Annotated in this window: 16 protein-coding genes; 9 read left to right on the plus strand and 7 right to left on the minus strand. The window is 72.0% G+C overall.

All coding sequences use genetic code 11. The features are described from left to right. Positions 1-104: 104 nt before the first annotated feature. From E1294_RS01080 to E1294_RS01090, 3 genes are all read right to left on the minus strand, one after another. Positions 105-1,769: an arylsulfatase gene (locus tag E1294_RS01080; protein ID WP_165977017.1), complete on the minus strand. Its 1,665-nt coding sequence runs from the start codon at positions 1,767-1,769 to the stop codon at positions 105-107. A 91-nt stretch (positions 1,770-1,860) separates the two neighbouring features. Next, entirely contained in the window at positions 1,861-2,748 is an 888-nt protein-coding gene (locus E1294_RS01085) for a sulfotransferase family protein (RefSeq protein ID WP_132503717.1), read from the minus strand. Between the two features lie 131 nt (positions 2,749-2,879). Further along, complete coding sequence (locus E1294_RS01090) at positions 2,880-3,770, minus strand: MurR/RpiR family transcriptional regulator (protein ID WP_246082746.1); 891 nt, start codon at positions 3,768-3,770, stop codon at positions 2,880-2,882. 76 nt (positions 3,771-3,846) lie between these two features. On the opposite strand from E1294_RS01090, the gene E1294_RS01095 reads away from it, so the two are divergent. From E1294_RS01095 to E1294_RS01135, 9 genes are all read left to right on the plus strand, one after another. Continuing rightward, positions 3,847-5,385: an ABC transporter substrate-binding protein gene (locus tag E1294_RS01095; RefSeq protein WP_132503718.1), complete on the plus strand. Its 1,539-nt coding sequence runs from the start codon at positions 3,847-3,849 to the stop codon at positions 5,383-5,385. Then, positions 5,385-6,353 carry an ABC transporter permease gene (locus E1294_RS01100; RefSeq protein ID WP_132503719.1) on the plus strand — a complete coding sequence of 323 codons (969 nt, stop codon included), beginning with the start codon at positions 5,385-5,387 and terminating at the stop codon, positions 6,351-6,353. The genes E1294_RS01095 and E1294_RS01100 overlap by 1 nt, the downstream gene beginning before the upstream one ends. Next, positions 6,350-7,177: an ABC transporter permease gene (locus E1294_RS01105; RefSeq protein WP_132503720.1), complete on the plus strand. Its 828-nt coding sequence runs from the start codon at positions 6,350-6,352 to the stop codon at positions 7,175-7,177. Before E1294_RS01100 ends, E1294_RS01105 begins: the two co-directional genes overlap by 4 nt. After that, on the plus strand, positions 7,174-8,073 hold the full coding sequence (murQ, locus tag E1294_RS01110; protein ID WP_132503721.1) for an N-acetylmuramic acid 6-phosphate etherase: 900 nt from the start codon (positions 7,174-7,176) through the stop codon (positions 8,071-8,073). Before E1294_RS01105 ends, murQ begins: the two co-directional genes overlap by 4 nt. Next, a complete protein-coding gene (locus tag E1294_RS01115; protein WP_132503722.1) occupies positions 8,070-9,233 on the plus strand; it encodes an anhydro-N-acetylmuramic acid kinase in 1,164 nt (387 codons plus the stop codon). The genes murQ and E1294_RS01115 overlap by 4 nt, the downstream gene beginning before the upstream one ends. After that, on the plus strand, positions 9,230-10,264 hold the full coding sequence (locus tag E1294_RS01120; protein ID WP_132503723.1) for a serine hydrolase domain-containing protein: 1,035 nt from the start codon (positions 9,230-9,232) through the stop codon (positions 10,262-10,264). The genes E1294_RS01115 and E1294_RS01120 overlap by 4 nt, the downstream gene beginning before the upstream one ends. Continuing rightward, entirely contained in the window at positions 10,261-11,853 is a 1,593-nt protein-coding gene (locus E1294_RS01125; protein ID WP_132503724.1) for an ABC transporter ATP-binding protein, read from the plus strand. The genes E1294_RS01120 and E1294_RS01125 overlap by 4 nt, the downstream gene beginning before the upstream one ends. 14 nt (positions 11,854-11,867) lie before the next feature. Continuing rightward, the gene (locus E1294_RS01130) at positions 11,868-12,671 is read left to right on the plus strand and encodes a carbon-nitrogen hydrolase family protein (RefSeq protein ID WP_165977018.1); all 804 of its coding nucleotides are present in this window, start codon (positions 11,868-11,870) and stop codon (positions 12,669-12,671) included. 371 nt (positions 12,672-13,042) lie between these two features. Beyond that, positions 13,043-13,561 (plus strand): peptidoglycan recognition protein family protein, encoded by a 519-nt coding sequence (locus tag E1294_RS01135; RefSeq protein WP_132503726.1) that lies wholly within the window; start codon positions 13,043-13,045, stop codon positions 13,559-13,561. 7 nt (positions 13,562-13,568) lie between these two features. On the opposite strand, the gene E1294_RS01140 is transcribed toward E1294_RS01135, so the two are convergent. The 4 genes from E1294_RS01140 to E1294_RS01150 form a co-directional block, all read right to left on the minus strand. Beyond that, positions 13,569-14,105 carry an NUDIX hydrolase family protein gene (locus tag E1294_RS01140; protein ID WP_132503727.1) on the minus strand — a complete coding sequence of 179 codons (537 nt, stop codon included), beginning with the start codon at positions 14,103-14,105 and terminating at the stop codon, positions 13,569-13,571. 88 nt (positions 14,106-14,193) lie between these two features. Next, entirely contained in the window at positions 14,194-14,334 is a 141-nt protein-coding gene (locus E1294_RS52310) for a hypothetical protein (protein WP_165977019.1), read from the minus strand. Then, positions 14,331-15,341, minus strand: a complete 1,011-nt coding sequence (nrfD, locus tag E1294_RS01145; protein ID WP_132503728.1) for an NrfD/PsrC family molybdoenzyme membrane anchor subunit — start codon at positions 15,339-15,341, stop codon at positions 14,331-14,333. The genes E1294_RS52310 and nrfD overlap by 4 nt, the downstream gene beginning before the upstream one ends. Next, complete coding sequence (locus E1294_RS01150) at positions 15,338-16,156, minus strand: 4Fe-4S dicluster domain-containing protein (RefSeq protein ID WP_132503729.1); 819 nt, start codon at positions 16,154-16,156, stop codon at positions 15,338-15,340. The genes nrfD and E1294_RS01150 overlap by 4 nt, the downstream gene beginning before the upstream one ends. Positions 16,157-16,159 lie beyond the last annotated feature (3 nt).

The raw sequence follows: 16,159 nt of genomic DNA on the forward strand, positions 1-16,159 counted from the left end.
CGGGACCAGGGGGGAGGGCCGCACGGCTCTCCCCCCTGGCGCAGCCGGGGCTCATATCGCCTGTCGGTTCGCCGGGGGCGCCTGCCGGGCGACCGGCGACGCGCTCACGGGACGGGTTCGAGCGTGGCCGACCCGTCCGTGCGCTTGATGTGCCGCGCGCGGAAGACCTGCCGCCTGCCTCCGGCGGTGAAGGTGGCGCGCGCGACGACGCGGCCGCGCTTCCTGGCGGGGAGCGGGAAGCCGACCGTGATCGCCGTACCCGGCTCCAGCCTCGGCACCCGGTGCGCCTGCCGCTTGCGCGGCCCGTCGAGTCCCAGCTCGACCCCGCGCCACGGACGGGACGACCCGTTGTGCAGGGTCACGATGATCTGGTCGTCCGTGAGCTCCGTGCGCAGCCCGTACAGGATGCGCGGGTCGGGCCCGATGGACGCGTCGAGGGTGGCCAGCAGCTCGGCGGTCAGCTCGGGATGGTCCGCCGCCAGGTCGAGCCTCTCGCCGGGGTCGGCGGACAGGTCGTAGAGCTCGACCCGGCCCTCGGGCCCGGCCCCGGCGATGTTCGGGGCGAACCGGACGACCTTCCACCGGCCGCGCCGGATGGCCTGGGCCTTGCGCGGACGGTTCCACACCAGGTGGTCGTGCTTGGGCGCGTCCGTGCCGGTGAGCAGGCCGCGGAACGACCTCCCGTCGAGGTGGGCGGGCACCGGCACCTCCGCCAGGTCCGCCAGCGTCGGCAGCACGTCCCAGAACACGACCGGCTGCCGCTCGACGCGGTGGCGTAACCCGGGCGACCAGGCGATCAGCGGCACGCGGATGCCGCCCTCGTAGACGTCGCGCTTGTCGGCGCGGTACGGGCCGTTGGAGTTGAACAGCCGGGGCGTCACGCCCTTCTCCCGGTGGGGGCCGTTGTCGCTGGTGAACAACACGAGCGTGCGCTCGGCGACGCCCGCGTCCCGCAGCGCCCGCAGCAGGGCGGCGACGTCGGTGTCGAGCCGGGTCACCTGTGCGGCGTGGCGGCGGTTCGGATCGCTCCACGGCTCCTTCTCGTAGACGCCCGCGTCGCCGGGGATGACGCTGGGCGCGTGCGGCAGGTTGGTGGCGTAGTAGAGCAGGAACGGGTCGTCGTCGCCCTTGGCGATGAACTCGGTCGCCTTCTCACGGAACAGGTGCGGCGCGTATGACTTGCCGGGGATGGACACCTTCTTGTCGTTGTGCCACAGGTACGACGGGAAATAGCGGTGGGCGTGACGGTGGGTGATGTAGCCGAAGAACTCGTCGAAACCGCGCACGTTCGGATGGGAGGCCTGGTGGGGCTGCTCCGGGCCGAAGCCCCACTTGCCGATGCAGGCCGTCCGGTAGCCGGACAACCGCAGCAGCTCGGCGAAGGTGAGGTCGGCGTCGGTCAGCGAACGTTGCGGCCCGCCTTCGGGGTTGTCACGCACGGTTCCGTGGCCGGCATGCAGCCCGGTGAGCAACGCGCAGCGTGCCGGCGCGCACAACGGCGCCCCCGAGTACGCCGTCGCGAACCTCACCCCCTCGGCGGCCATCCGGTCCAGGTTGGGCGTATGGATCTTGCGCTGTCCTTGGCTGCCGATCTCACCCCATCCGAGGTCGTCGGCCAGGACGAGCAGGATGTTCGGCCGTGAGGGAAGGCGGCCGCGGACGGCGGCCGCGCCTGCCGCTGAGGGGGCCGCGAGAGAGGCCGCTGAGGGCGCGGCGAGGCCGGCGAGAGTTCCGGCGAATAAGGTGCGGCGGGAGAGCCCGTTGATCACGAAGGGCAACATATCGGAGGTTGCGGGGAACGGCGGGCAAATCCCCGGCGAACTCTGTCACAGCATGGCATCCACGCCGGTGAGAAAAGTCTCACCCGAGATAGTCCCACTGGCGGCAGATCTGGTGGAGCGCCTCCGGGATCTCCCCGGCCTCGGGCAGCGGGCGGGCGGCGACGACGGTGCCGGCGCGGATCTTGTCGCGCCAGTCGCCGATGCCCTTGACGAAGGCGCCGTGGTCCTGGTCGCCGTAGGCGAGCATGGCCGGCTCGTACGCGACGTCCAGGAACGCGCAGAGCCGGCGCAGCTCGGCCTCGGGGTCGGCGACCAGGTCCTCGTAGCGCAGCGTCAGGCCCTTCAGGTGCGTGCGAGCCTCCTGGAGGTAGGTCATGTAACTCAGCGTGCGCGGCACGGCCTCCTCCATGGGCCGCTTGGGCGGGTCGGCCTCGTGCCAGGACTGCACGATCGACATGGGGTGGCGCAGCAGGAACACGAAACGCGCGTCCGGCCAGCAGGTCGAGATCCGCCGCCAGGCGAACACGTTGCTCGGCGTCTTCTCCGCCAGGATCGGCTTGCCGCTGCGGCTCAGCTCCCGGTGCAGCAGCCGGTCCCAGACAATGTGCTCGATGTCGCTGTGGGTGTGGCCGAGCAGGTCCATGGCCTGCCGTACGGGATCGGTGCCGAGGCCGACGGTCACCCGCCTGAAGTGCGTCTCGATCGGCGAGTGGATCCGCGAGTGGCTGTCGAGCATGACGCGCAGCAGCGTCGAGCCCGACCGTACGGATGACAGCAGGAAGACCGGCTCGCGCAGCAACCGGTCGTGCGCGCCGTCGACGGGCGGCCGTACCGCGTCGCCCGGCAGCCGCCGCAGCTCCGGCGGCGGCTTGGGCGCCGGTTTCGGGGCCTCCTTGCGCAGACGGCGCGTCAACGTGTATCCCGTCAGGCCTTCGAGTGTGGCGTTGGCGCGGTACCTCCAGTTCATGGGGCTACAAGCTAGGGCGGCCTAGTGAACCCCAGGTGAATCGCGCCTGTGAACCTGTCTCCGCTGGCCGGTGTGGTCGCGGGCACGCTCGCCCCGGTCAGCGTCGACTGCGAGACGATCCGGCGCGGCGCCTAGCCGCGCTTGTGGGCGGTGCGGTCGTGCACGACCGCGTACGTGTTGCGCAGCGCCTCCATCGACGCGTCGTAGGAGGCCTGCGCGACGCCGGTGAACAGGCAGTCGACGACCATGAGCTGGGCGATGCGGCTGCCCAGCGCCCCCGAGCGGAACCTGGTCTCCCGCGCGGCCGTCGTGAGCGTCACGTCGGCCGCGCCGGCCAGCGGCGACTCGCGGAAGTTCGTGATGGCCACCGTCGAGGCGCCCGACGCGCGGGCGATCGCCAGGAACTCGACCGTGTCGGTGGTGGCGCCCGTGTGCGAGACGGCCACCGCCACGCACGTGCCGTCGAGCGTGGCGGCCGACGTCCAGGCCGAGTGCGCGTCGTGCCAGTTGATCGCGGTACGGCCGATGCGCGACAATTTCTGCTGCAGGTCGAACCCCACCAGGGCGCTCGCCCCGACGCCGAAGGTGTCGATCCTGCGGGCCCCCAGCAGCAGCGCCACCGCCTCGCCGAGCGCCCCCATGTCCAGCGCACGGGCCGTGTCGGCGATGGACAGCGTCTCGTTCATCGCCACCTTGGAGACGATGCCCTCCAGGCTGTCGTGGCGGTCGATGTCGCCGGACACCTCGGGCAGGCTCGATGTGGCCAGTTCCTCCCTGGCCACCGCCCTGGTCAGGTCGATCCTGAAGTCCTTGTAGTGCGCGTACCCCATGCGCTGGTAGAAGCGCACGACCGAGGTCGTGGAGGTCTCGCAGCGGGCGGCCAGCTCGGCGATGGACAGGTTGGCAGCGGCGGCCGGATCGCCGGTGAACTCCTCCGCGATGCGCCGCTCCGACGGCCGCAGCGCGGGCATCGCCGCACGGATGCGGATCAGTACGGTCTCGGCGTCCTCGCCCATCGTCATCCCCCGCAGAAGGAAAATAAATACCATGGTGGTAGGGTCTGCGTAATTTTATGACCTACTCCTCCGAGGAGACCACATGCCCCGTGGCGCGCTCTCCGCGGTCGGCATCGCCGCGGCGCTGTCCATCGCCCTCACCAGCTGCTCGTCGTCCTCCGGCCCCGCCGCCGGCGGCGACACCCCCGCCAAGGGCCTCGTGGTCGGCGTGACCTCCGACCCCGACACGCTGTTCCCCTGGAAGGCCACCCAGTTCCAGGCCGTCAACGTGCTGCAGAACCTCTACGGCACGCTCACGGAGTTCGACAAGGACCTCAACGTGGTGCCGGGGCTGGCCGAGTCGTGGGAGACCTCGAAGGACGGCGAGAAGCTCACCCTCAAGCTCCGCCAGGGCGTGACCTTCGCCGACGGCAGCGCGTTCGACTCCAAGGACGTCAAGGCGTCCCTCGAGAAGATCATGGACGAGAAGACGGCGGCCGTGGCCAGGGCGTCGCTGTCGTCGGTGAAGTCCGTCGAGGCGCCCGACCCGAGCACGGTGGTGCTGGAGCTGACCGGCCCCGACGCGGCGCTGCCCGCCAACCTCGCCACCGTCAACATGGCCATGCTCTCCTCCGACGACACCGAGCAGGAGCTCACCACCACCCCCAACGGCACGGGGCCGTTCACGCTGAGCAAGCGCGTGGCCAGCCAGTCGATCACGCTGGCCAGGAACGACACGTACTGGGGCCCCGAGAAGCCGAAGGTCCCGACGGTCGAGTTCCGGGTGATCCCCGACGAGTCGTCCATCGTGTCGGCGATGCAGTCGGGCAACGTGCAGCTCGCGGTCTTCGACGACCCGCTCGTCGCCCAGACCGCCGAGGGCGGCGGCACCATCACGGTCGCCAAGACGCCGCAGCTCAACTACCACGTCCTCCAGCTCAACGCCGGCCACGGCGAGCTCAAGGACGTCAACGTGCGGCTGGCGATCCAGTGCGCCATCGACCGCAAGCAGGTGCTCGACACGGCCGCGCTCGGCGAGGGCGAGGTGACCGGCCCGATCACCGCGCCGGCCTACAAGTCGGACCCGGCCAAGCGCCCCTGCCCCACCCGCGACCTTGCCAAGGCGGCCGACTATCTCGCCAAGGCCGGCAAGCCCGGCGGGGTGACCGTCAAGACCATCGTCTCCCAGGGCGAGTACGCCACCTCCGTCAACGAGGCCCAGAACCTCAAGGCGCAGCTCGCCGAGGCCAAGATCAACCTGGATCTGGAGGTGCTGGAGTCGGGCGCGTTCGTGGACCGCTGGGTGGCGGCCGACTTCGACGCCGCCGTCGCGCTCAACGGCGGCCGGCCCGACCCCGACGGCTCCTACGGCCGCTACTTCACCAGCGACGGCAACCTCAACAAGGTCGCCGGCTACAGCTCGCCCGAACTGGACAAGCTGTTCGCCGAGGGCAAGGCGGCCACCGACCAGGCCGCCCGCAAGCCGATCTACGACCAGGTCGCCGCCCACCTGGAGGACAACGCCGCCTGGATCTGGTTGTTCGCCGGCTACACCTACACCGCGACCACGGCGAACGTGGAGGGCTTCGTCCCCATGGCCAGCGGCTCGCTGCAGTACCTGCGCACCACGTCCGTCAGCTGATGCGCCGGATCGCAGGCAACCGCGCCGTCCGGCGCGTGGCGAGCACGCTGGGCACCCTGTTCGGGGTGGCCGTGTTCGTGTTCGTCATGCTCCGGGCGATCCCCGGCAACCAGATCACGGCGGGGCTCGGCACCGAGGCCGCAGCGCTCACCCCGGCACAGAAGCAGGCGCTAGAGCAGTACTACGGCCTCGACCAGCCGCTGGTCACGCAGTTCTTCGCCTGGCTCGGCAACATGTTCACCGGGAACTTCGGCTACTCGGCGCGCTCCCAGCAGAGCGTGCTCGACCTGACCCTGCACGCGCTGCCGGTGACGTTCGAGCTGGCGATGTTCTCCATCGTGCTGGCCCTGCTGATCGGGGTGCCGCTCGGCATGCTCTCCGCGTCGAAGGCCAACGCGCCCAGGGACGCCGTCGGCCAGGTCGTGAGCCTGGCCGGGCTGTCCATCCCGGCCTTCCTGCTGGCCACCACGCTGCTGTCGATCTTCGCGGCGTCGTTCGGGTTCAACCCCAACGGGCAGGGCTTCGCCACGCTCACCGAGGACCCGCTGCTCAACCTGCAGCAGATGTTCCTGCCCGCGCTCGTCCTCGGCTTCGGCATCGCGGCGCCGATCCTGCGCACCACCCGCACGGCGGTGCTCGAAGTGCGCTCGCTCGACTTCGTGCGCACCGCCCGCGCCAAGGGCGTGCCGGAGCGGCGGCTGCAGGTCAGGCACGTGCTCGGCAACGCGCTCGTGCCCATCGTCACCATGACGGGCCTGCAGTTCGGCTACCTGCTCGGCGGCGCGGTGGTGGTTGAGCAGATCTTCTCCGTGCCGGGCATCGGCCGGCAGGTGCTGCTGGGCATCCAGCAGAAGGAGTACGCGGTCGTGCAGAGCACCGTGCTGGTGATCGCGCTGGCGTTCGTCGTCGTCAACCTCCTGACCGACGCGCTCTACCGGATCATCGACCCGCGGGTGAGGGCGTCATGACCGCGCTGCGGCGCAGCCCCGCCGGGGTCGCGGGCGTCGTCATCCTCGTGCTGCTGGCCGCCGTGGCGGCGCTGTCGTACGCGGGGCTGCTGCCGTACGACCCGATCGCCCAGCATCCGCCGTCGCGGTTCCGCGCGCCGTCGGGCGAGCACCTGTTCGGCACCGACCAGTTCGGCAGGGACGTGTTCTCCCGCGTGGCAGCCGGCGTGGGCAACTCCGCGTTCGTCGCGGTCGTGGCGGTGGCGTTCGCGACCGTGGTGGGGACGCTGGGCGGGCTCGTGTCGGGCTTCTACCGCGGCGTCGCCGACGGCGCGATCGGCGGCGTCACAAACGTGTTGTTCGCGTTCCCGCCGCTGCTGCTGGCGTTGTCGCTGGCCTCCGTGCTGGACCGCAACCGGTTCACCATCGCCGTGGCCATCGCGATCGTGTACGTGCCCATCTTCATCCGCGTCACCCGCGGGCCCGTGCTGTCGCTCAGGGAGATCGAGTACGTCAAGGCGGCCGTCTCGACCGGCCTGAGCCGCTGGCAGATCATGCTGCGCCACGTGCTGCCCAACATCACCTCGATCGTCGTCGTCCAGGTCGCGCTCTCGCTGTCGTGGGCGGTGCTCACCGAGGCGTCGCTGAGCTTCCTCGGCCTGGGCACACCGCCGCCGGCGCCCTCGCTCGGGTCGATGATCTTCGAGGCGCGCAGCCTGGTGTTCATCGCCCCGTGGACGCTGATCGCGCCGGGCGCGGTCGTCGTCCTGCTCGTGGTGGGCCTGAACCTGCTCGGCGACGGCCTGCGTGACACACTCGACCCGCGAAACCGAGGCAAGCGGTGAACCTCTCACACCTGACGACGGAAAAGGCCGATCCCCGGTTTGCCGGGATCGACACGATGAGCGTGGGCGAACTCGCCGCGACCATGAACGCGGCCGACGCCACGGTCCCCGCCGCGGTCGCCCAGGCCCTGCCGCGGATCACCGAGGCGATCGGGGCCACCGCCGAACGTGTGCGGGCCGGCGGCCGGCTCGTCTACGTGGGCGCGGGCACCCCCGGGCGGCTCGGCGTGCTGGACGCCTCGGAGTGCCCGCCCACGTTCGGCACGCCGCCCGAGCAGGTCTTCGCGATCATCGCTGGCGGTGAGAGCGCGATCGTGTCGCCCTGCGAAGGCGCCGAGGACGACGAGGACGCCGGGGCGGCGGCCGTCGACGCGGCCGGGGTGGGGCCGCTCGACACCGTGGTGGGCATCGCGTCCAGCGGGCGCACCCCGTACGTGGTGGCCGCGGTGCGGCGGGCGCGGGAGCTGGGCGCGCTGACCGTGGGGCTGTCGTGCAACGCGGGCACGCCGCTGAGCGCGGCCGCCGCGCACGCCGTCGAGGTGCTCGTCGGGCCCGAGGTGGTCAGCGGCTCGACCAGGCTCAAGGCGGGCACAGCGCAGAAGCTCGTGCTCAACATGTTCTCGACGATCGTCATGGTGCGGCTCGGCAAGACGTACGGGAACCTGATGGTCGACGTGAAGGCGACCAACGGCAAGCTGCGCGAGCGTGCCGTGCGCATCGTGCGCACGATCGCGGGCGCCGGGCGCGAGGAGGCGATGGCCGTGCTGGACGCCAACGGCTACAACGTGAAACAGGCGGTCGTCGCCGCCCGCTTCGGCCTGGCCCCGCGGGACGCGGCGGCGCGGCTGGCCGGGGCCGGCGGGCGGCTGCGCGCGGCGCTGGAGGAGCGGGCATGAGGGTTCTCGGGATGATCTCCGGCACGTCGCATGACGGGATCGACGTGGCCGTGGTGGACTTCGAGCTGACGGGCGGAGTGCTCCACGGCCGGGTCGGCCACACGGCGAGCACGCCGTACCCGGAGGAGCTGCGCGCCCGGCTGATCGCGGCGCTGCCGCCCGCGCCCACGACGCTGGCCGAGGTGTGCGTGCTCGACACGCTCATCGGGCAGTGTTTCGCCGAGGCCGCCGCCGCGGCGGTCGCCGAGAGCGGCCCCGCCGACCTGATCGTCTCGCACGGGCAGACCGTCTTCCACTGGGTCGAGGGGGCGCACGCGCGCGGCACGCTGCAGATCGGCCAGCCGGCCTGGATCGCCGAGCGCACGGGGACGCCCGTGCTGTCCGACGTGCGCATCAGGGACATCACGGTGGGCGGGCACGGTGCCCCGCTGGTATCGGTGCTGGACGGGCTGCTGCTCGGCGCGTACGACGGCGGCGCGGGCGCGCTCAACCTGGGCGGCATCGCCAACATGACCGTGGTGCGCGGCGCCGAGCTGTACGCCTACGACATCGGCCCGGCCAACGCGCTCATCGACGCCGTGGTGACGGGCAGAGGGCTGAACGCCCGCGGGTTCGACGAGGACGGGCGGATCGCGGCATCGGGGCGGGTGCGGTCGCGGCTGCTGGAGCTGCTGCTCGACGAGCCCTACTACCGGCTGGCCCCGCCCAAGAGCACCGGCAAGGAGCTGTTCCACCCCGGCTACGTCGAGGAGGCGCTGGCCAAGGCGGGCGGCGAGGTGGGCGACGCCGACCTGGTGGCCACGCTCACCGAGCTGACCGTGCGCACGGTCGCCGGTGACGTGCGGGCCGCGGGGGTGGGCACGCTGGTCGTCTCCGGCGGCGGCTGCCGCAACCCGGTGATCATGGACGGGCTGCGTTCGGCGCTGCCCGCCGTCGACGTGCGGCCATCCGACGACCTGGGCGCGCCCGCCGACGACAAGGAGGCCATCGCGTTCGCCCTCATCGGCTGGCTGAGCGCGCACGGCCTGCCGGGCACCGTGCCCGGCGGTACGGGCGCGCGGGCCGCCCGTGTCCTCGGCACCCTGACCCCGGGCGCGGGCCCGCTCGTGTTGCCCGCGCCGCGCGCCGGGTCCCCCCGGGCTCTGGTGCTGACGCGATGAAGGCGCCGCCCGGCGTGGTCATGGCCGCGCGCACGCCCTGGTTCGACTTCACCGAGTGCACCGGCCACCGCACCGTGCGCTGGATCGACGGCGAGCGCGAGGGCGTCGCCGCGATGACCCTGGGCACCTACCACGACCTCGCCTCGGTCACCAAGATCCTGGCCACCACGACGGCGCTCATCCGCCTGGTGTCCGACCGGCTCGTGGACCTCGACGCGCCGCTCAGCGCGTACCTGCCGCGGTCGTACGAAGCGATCACCGTGCGGGACCTGCTGCTGCACCGGGGCGGCCTGTGGGAGTGGTGGCCGCTCTACATCCAGCCGCGGCTGCCGCCGCCGCGCTACCGTCCCGGCCGCGCACGGCACTACTCCGACCTCGGCTTCATCCTGCTCGGCCGGATCGTCTCGGCCGTCACCGGGCTGCGCCTGGAGCGGGCCGTGGCCGAGCTGGTCACCAGGCCGCTGGGGCTCACCTCGACCACCTACGCCCGCCCGGCCGGCTCCGAGGCGGCCATGAGCGCCCTGGACGACCGGGTCGAGATGCGCATGCTGGACACGGGGGAGCCGTACCCCGTGCCCTACCGCAGCGGCGACTTCGCCCGCTGGCGCCGAGGGCCCGTGCTCGGTCAGGTCGCCGACGGCAACGCCTACCACGCCTTCGACGGGGTCTCCGGGCACGCCGGGCTCTTCTCGACCGTGCCCGACCTGCTCACGTACTGCACCGCGATGTCCCGCTACGAGGAACACGACCGGCTGTGGCGGCCCGAGGTGGCACGGGAGTTCTTCGCCCCCGGCCCCGACCCCGCGCAGGCGCTCGGCTTCCGCAGGTACGACCTGGCGCTCGCCGGCGAGACGGTCACCGTGCTCGGCCACCCCGGTTACGTGGGATGCGCCGTCGGCTTCGTGCCCGGCCGCGACATCGCCCTCGTGCTGGCGAGCAACCGCCTGCTCGTCGAGGGTGCCCCGGTGCCGACCGAGGAGCTCTGGGCCGACCTGCTGCAGGCCACCACCGAACGATCGAGGACCGTATGAGCCCGCTCCTGGAGATCCGCGACCTCTCGGTCGCCTTCCGCACCCGGCGGCAGGACGTCACCGTCGTCAAGAACGTCTCGATGGAGATCCTGCCTGGCCAGACCGTGGCCGTTGTCGGCGAGTCGGGGTCGGGCAAGTCCACCACGGCGGCCGCGGTCAACCGGCTGCTGCCCGGCAACGGCCGCATCACCGGCGGTCAGGTGCTCTTCGACGGCCGCGACCTGGCCACGGCGAGCGAACGCGAGATGACGGCGATCCGCGGAGCGGGCATCGGCCTGGTCCCGCAGGATCCGATGTCGAACCTCAACCCGCTCATGCGCATCGGCGACCAGATCGCCGAGGCCCTGGAGGTGCACGGCGTCGCCGCGGGGAAGGCCGCCCGCGCCCGCGTGACCGAGCTGCTGGACATGGCCGGCATCCCCGACCCCGAGCGGCGGATCGGGCAGTATCCGCACGAGTTCTCCGGCGGCATGCGGCAGCGGGCCCTGATCGCCATGGGGCTGGCCTGCCGGCCCAGGCTGCTCATCGCCGACGAGCCTACCTCCGCGCTCGACGTGACCGTACAGCGGCGTATCCTCGACCAGCTCGCGCAGCTCACCGCCGACATGGGCACGGCGGTCTTCCTCATCACGCACGACCTGGCGCTGGCCGCCGAGCGGGCCGACGTGGTGGCCGTCATGTACCAGGGCGAGATCGTCGAGACGGGGCCCGCCGCCGCCATCCTGGCCGATCCCGGGCACGAGTACACCAGGCGGCTGCTGAAGGCCGTGCCGAGCCTGTCGTCGGTGCGCCTGCTCGAACCGCCGCGCGCGTCCGGCGACCTGGCCGTCGTCGAGGACCTGCGCAAGGTCTACCCGCTCAGGGGCACCGGCGAGGAGATCACCGCGGTGGACGCGGTCTCCTTCACCATTCCGCGCGGCAGCACCGTCTCCATCGTGGGCGAGTCGGGCTCGGGCAAGTCCACCACCGCCAACCTGCTGCTCGGCCTCGAAGACCTCACCTCGGGCCGCATCCGCTTCGACGGCACGGACATGACGGCGCTGGCCAGGCGTGACCTGTTCGCGTTCCGCAGGCGCGTCCAGCCGGTCTTCCAGAACCCGTACGCCTCGCTCGACCCCCGCTACACGGTCGGCAAGTCGATCGCCGAGCCGCTGCGCGTGCACCGCGTCGGCACGGCGGCCGACCGCAGGAAAGCGGCGGCCGAGCTGCTGGAGAAGGTGTCGCTGCCGGCGTCGACGGCCGAGCGGTTGCCCCACGAGCTGTCCGGGGGACAACGCCAGCGGGTGGCCATCGCCAGGGCGCTGGCCCTCTCACCGGAGCTGGTCGTGCTCGACGAGGCCGTCTCGGCGCTCGACGTGCTGGTCCAGGCGCAGATCCTGGAGCTGCTCGCCGACCTGCAGCGGGAGCTGGGGCTGAGCTACCTGTTCATCGGCCACGACCTGGCCGTGGTACGGATGATCTCGCACGCCGTGCATGTCATGCGCGAGGGGCGGATCGTGGAGAGCGGCACCGCCGAGGAGATCTTCGACCACCCGTCGGACGACTACACCCGCGAGCTGCTCGCCGCCATCCCGGGCAACCTCACCTGAGCCACAGTGGAAACGTGAAGATCCTCCTGGTTCAACCTCCCCGCTGGTCCCCCGACGGCCACGCCAACTTCGACGCGATCGAAGAGCTCGTCGCCTCCCACGCCGGTGACGTGATGGTGCTGCCCGAGCTGGCCGGATCGAGTCTGCCCCGCGCCGGCTACCTCGCCCGGGTCCGCTCCCTGGCCCGCCGGTCCGGGATGGCCGTCGTCGGCGGCTCGCACTACGACGGCCCTGTTCACAGAGGCCCTGTCAACAGAGGCCCTGTCAACAGAGGCCCTGTCAACAGGGGCGTCAACAGTGGCGCTGTCAACAGGGGCGCCGTGTTCGGCGCGGACGGCACGCTGCTGGCCGAGTACGACAAGGTCCACCCCTATGGGGTCGAACTGCTCTCCGGAGTGCTCCCCGGCCGGCCCAGCGCCGGCTTCGAGCTGCACGGCCGGCGCCTGCGTGTCCTGCTCTGCGCCGACCTGTGGTATTCGGCGAGCCTGGCCGGGCACGACGGGCTCGACGCGGTCCTGGTGCCCGCCTTCTCCGTCACCCGCTGGGACGGCCCCGCCCCGGCGCGCGAGCTGTGGCGGCACATGAGCGTGGCGCGGGCGTACGAGTTCATGACGTACGTGGCCGTCAGCGACTGGCACCACGAGGCCACGTACCTCGGGCATCCGTGCGCCGGGGTCACCGGGTTCGCCGATCCCTGCCCGCGGACGCACGAGGGTTTCTTCTCCGGCCCTCCGGTCGCCGCCGTGTCGGCGTACGATCTCGACTTCGACCGGCTCGACGCCTTCCGGCACGACCGCGCGGAGCGGGGTTTCCGATAGGAGAGCCGTCACCTCGCGGCACCTCGCCCGGTCCGGAACGCTCGGAGCGGCGGGCGGCGTGATCTCGATGACCAGGGTGACCGGCCTGGGGGGCGCCGGGGCGGAGGGCGAGTGCTCTTCCTGGGGGCGGTCCAGAGCCAGGACGAGCGCGGCGGTGAGCAGCGCCACGCCGGAAAGAATCACGATGATTCGCGGCAGCCGGCGGCACATGATTCCGAGTCTGACGATCGGGGTGTTTCCCCCGCGTTACCAGCGAAACGGCAGGCAACCGTCACTCCCGCGGCAGGCCACTGTGCTAACGATGTGTGATTTGCTCGCTACGCAAAGTTGGCAGGGTGATGGCTAGAGTATGCCGTTCAGGAGAGGATCCCATGAATCTGATCACCCGTGCCGAGTGGCACGCGAAGAAGCCGACCAGTGGCTACACCCGCCTGGAGTCGACCAAGGGCGTGAAAATCCACTACACCGGCGGCAAGGTGCTGGCCGACCTCGCCGAGCCCGGCAACCACGACAAGTGCGGCGAGCTGGTGCGAGACATCCAGAGCATGCACATGTCGGGCGGCCGCGGCGAGACCTACATCGACCTCGGCTACAGCATGGTGTGCTGCCCCCACCGCCACACGTTCATGGGCCGCGGCCCCCACGCGCTGCCCGCAGCCAACGGCGCCGGCCTCAACGCCGGCCACTACGCGGTGCTCGCGCTGGTCGGCAGCTCGGGGCTCACCAAGCCCAACGACGACCTGCTCCACGCCCTCGTCGACGCCATCGAATACCTGCGCGAGCACGGCGACGCGGGGCGCGAGGTCAAGGGACACCGCGACGGCTACGCCACCTCGTGCCCCGGCGACCCGCTCTACGACTGGGTGCGCCGGGGTGCCGAGCGGCCCTGACCTCCGATCAGGGCAGGCAGCCGACGTGGGCCAGCGCCTGCTTCAGCAGCACGCCCTGCCCGCCCGCCATCTCCTGCTGCACCATCGGCGACGCCGCCTCCTCCGGGGTGAACCACACCAGGTCGAGGGCGTCCTGCCGGGGCCGGCAGTCACCCGCGACGGGCACGATGTAGGCCAGCGACACCGCGTGCTGGCGCGGATCGTGGTAGGGGGTGACGCCGGGCGTGGGGAAATACTCCGCGACCGTGAACGGCTGCGGCGCGGCCGGGATGCGCGGCAGCGCCACGGGGCCGAGGTCCTTCTCCAGGTGGCGCATGAGCGCGTCGCGGATGCGCTCATGGAGCAGCACCCGCCCCGAAACCAGCGCCCTGCTGACGGTCCCGTCCGCGGCGATGCGCAGCAGCAGGCCGACGCGGGTGACCACGCCGGTGTCGTCGACGCGAACCGGCACGGCGTCGACGTAGAGGACGGGCAGCTGGCCGCGCACCGACTCCAGTTCGTCGGGAGCGAGCCATCCAGGCGTGGTTTCGGTCTTTTCGGTCATCTGCTGATCGTACGTCGCCGGCCGGCGCCAGGCGGCCAGACCCCGCCTTAAGACGTGGAGCGGTGGAGCCGGCCGCCGCCGCACGGCTTCACGGCGACGCGCGCCTGCCCCTGCCCCTCCCGAGCGCCGCCGGCCGGGCCGGATACGACCTGCCCGCCAGCCAGGACGCCGTGCAGACCATCAGCACGATGCCCATGAACGGCAGATATTCGACGACCTTCCGCTTCATCGCAGATCACGCTCCGCTTTCGCCTTCGCCAGCCGCCTCCGCTGCGGCTGCACCGTGTACTTGGGGTCGTTGGCCGATTCCACCCCGGCCCTGAAGATCCCGAACCGCGTGCACGCCGATCCCGCCAGCAGGGCCGCGCCCGCCGCCATCGCCATGAGCCGGCCCCGTCCGGCCCGGCGGCCGGCGATCAGGCCGGCCACCGCGCCCACCAGCGACAGCGCCTCGCCGGCGCGCAACAGCCTGCTGCGCTTGAGAGGCTCGGCCAGCGGCCCGAGCCGCCGCTCCATCCGTGCGGCGGCCACGCACTCGACGGCCGCGCCCAGCAGCGCCGCCCGGCGGGCCGGGCCCGCCTCCGACACCGGCGCGGCCAGCATCCCCAGCCCGCCCGCCGCGGCCGCCGCCGAACCGGCGAACAGGAACGGCATCTCGCGATGGCCCTCGTGCCAGACGGGCACCGCGGTGTCGCAGATCAGCGCGGCGGTGTAGGTCGCCAGCGCCGGCCCGGCCAGCCCCGCACCGATGGTGGCGGCCCGGCCCAGCCCGGGGAACATCCCCGTCAGCCCGGTGGCCGCCGCCACCCCGGCCTGCGGGCCGTAACCGGACAGGATCCAGGTGCCGACGCTCATGGGCGAGGTCACCTTGAACACCCGCAACATGTTCACGAACCGCTCGGGACGGCCCAGGTCGTGGATCAGCGCGTAGAGAGACCCGCCCAGCGCGCACACGGCGCCGGCCTTGCACGCCCTGGCCAGACGCGGCCTGCCGGTGAGCTCGGCGGCGGCCGCCAGCGTCGACGAGGCGCCGGCCAGGCCGCCGAGGAACAGGTAGCCGGCGATGTCGGGCGCCTGCCAGGTCGGCTCGTTCAGCACCGGCCGGCCGTAGTAGGACTCGACGTCCGCCCTCGGCACCGGCAGGCGCTCGAGCCTGCGGCCCGCCGAGCCCGGCGTGGCCTCGCGCTCGCCGCGCAGCCCGGCCGAGCCGTCCAGGCACACGTCGGTCTGGCTCATGACTGTCTCCTCCACGCGCTCGCGGCCACGCCGGCGAGCAGGGCCAGGGCGGCGACCCCCACGTGCCGCCACATCGACGGCAGGTCACGGGTGGTCACCACCGGGTCGGGCGGCAGACCGTACACCTCGGGCTCGTCCAGCAGCAGGAAGAACGCACCCGTGCCGCCCACGCCGTCGTCAGGGTCGTGGCCGTACAGGCGGGCCGAGCCGGCCCCGGCCGCGCGGAGTTGCTCCAGGCGGCGCTCGGCCCGCTCGCGCAGCTCGTCCAGGTCGCCGAACTGGATGGAGTCGGTCGGGCACGTCTTGGCGCAGGCGGGCTCCTCGCCGGCGCCCAGCCGGTCGTAGCACATCGTGCACTTGGCCGCCACGCCCGTGGTCTCCCGCCTGCCGATCACCCCGAACGGGCAGGCGGGCACGCAGTAGCCGCAACCGTTGCAGACGTCCTCCTGCACCACGACGGTGCCGTACTCGGTGCGGAACAACGACCCCGTCGGGCACACGTCCAGGCAGGCCGCGTGGGTGCAGTGTTTGCACACGTCGGAGGCCATCAGCCAGCGGAAGTCCATGTCGCCGACGCCCGGCTCCTGGTGGCCGAGCGGCTGCCGCTGCTCGACGAACGCCACGTGCCGCCAGGTGTCGGCGCCCAGTCCTGCGGTGTTGTCGTACGACATGCCGGTGAAGGTCATGCCGTCGTCGGGGACCGCGTTCCACTCCTTGCACGCCACCTCGCACGCCTTGCAGCCGATGCAGATGCTGGTGTCGGTGAAGAACCCGACACGGCCGTCCGCGAGCTTCTCGTCCAGGTCGAAGGCCATGGC

Source organism: Nonomuraea diastatica, from assembly GCF_004349015.1.
Lineage (GTDB): Bacteria > Actinomycetota > Actinomycetes > Streptosporangiales > Streptosporangiaceae > Nonomuraea > Nonomuraea diastatica.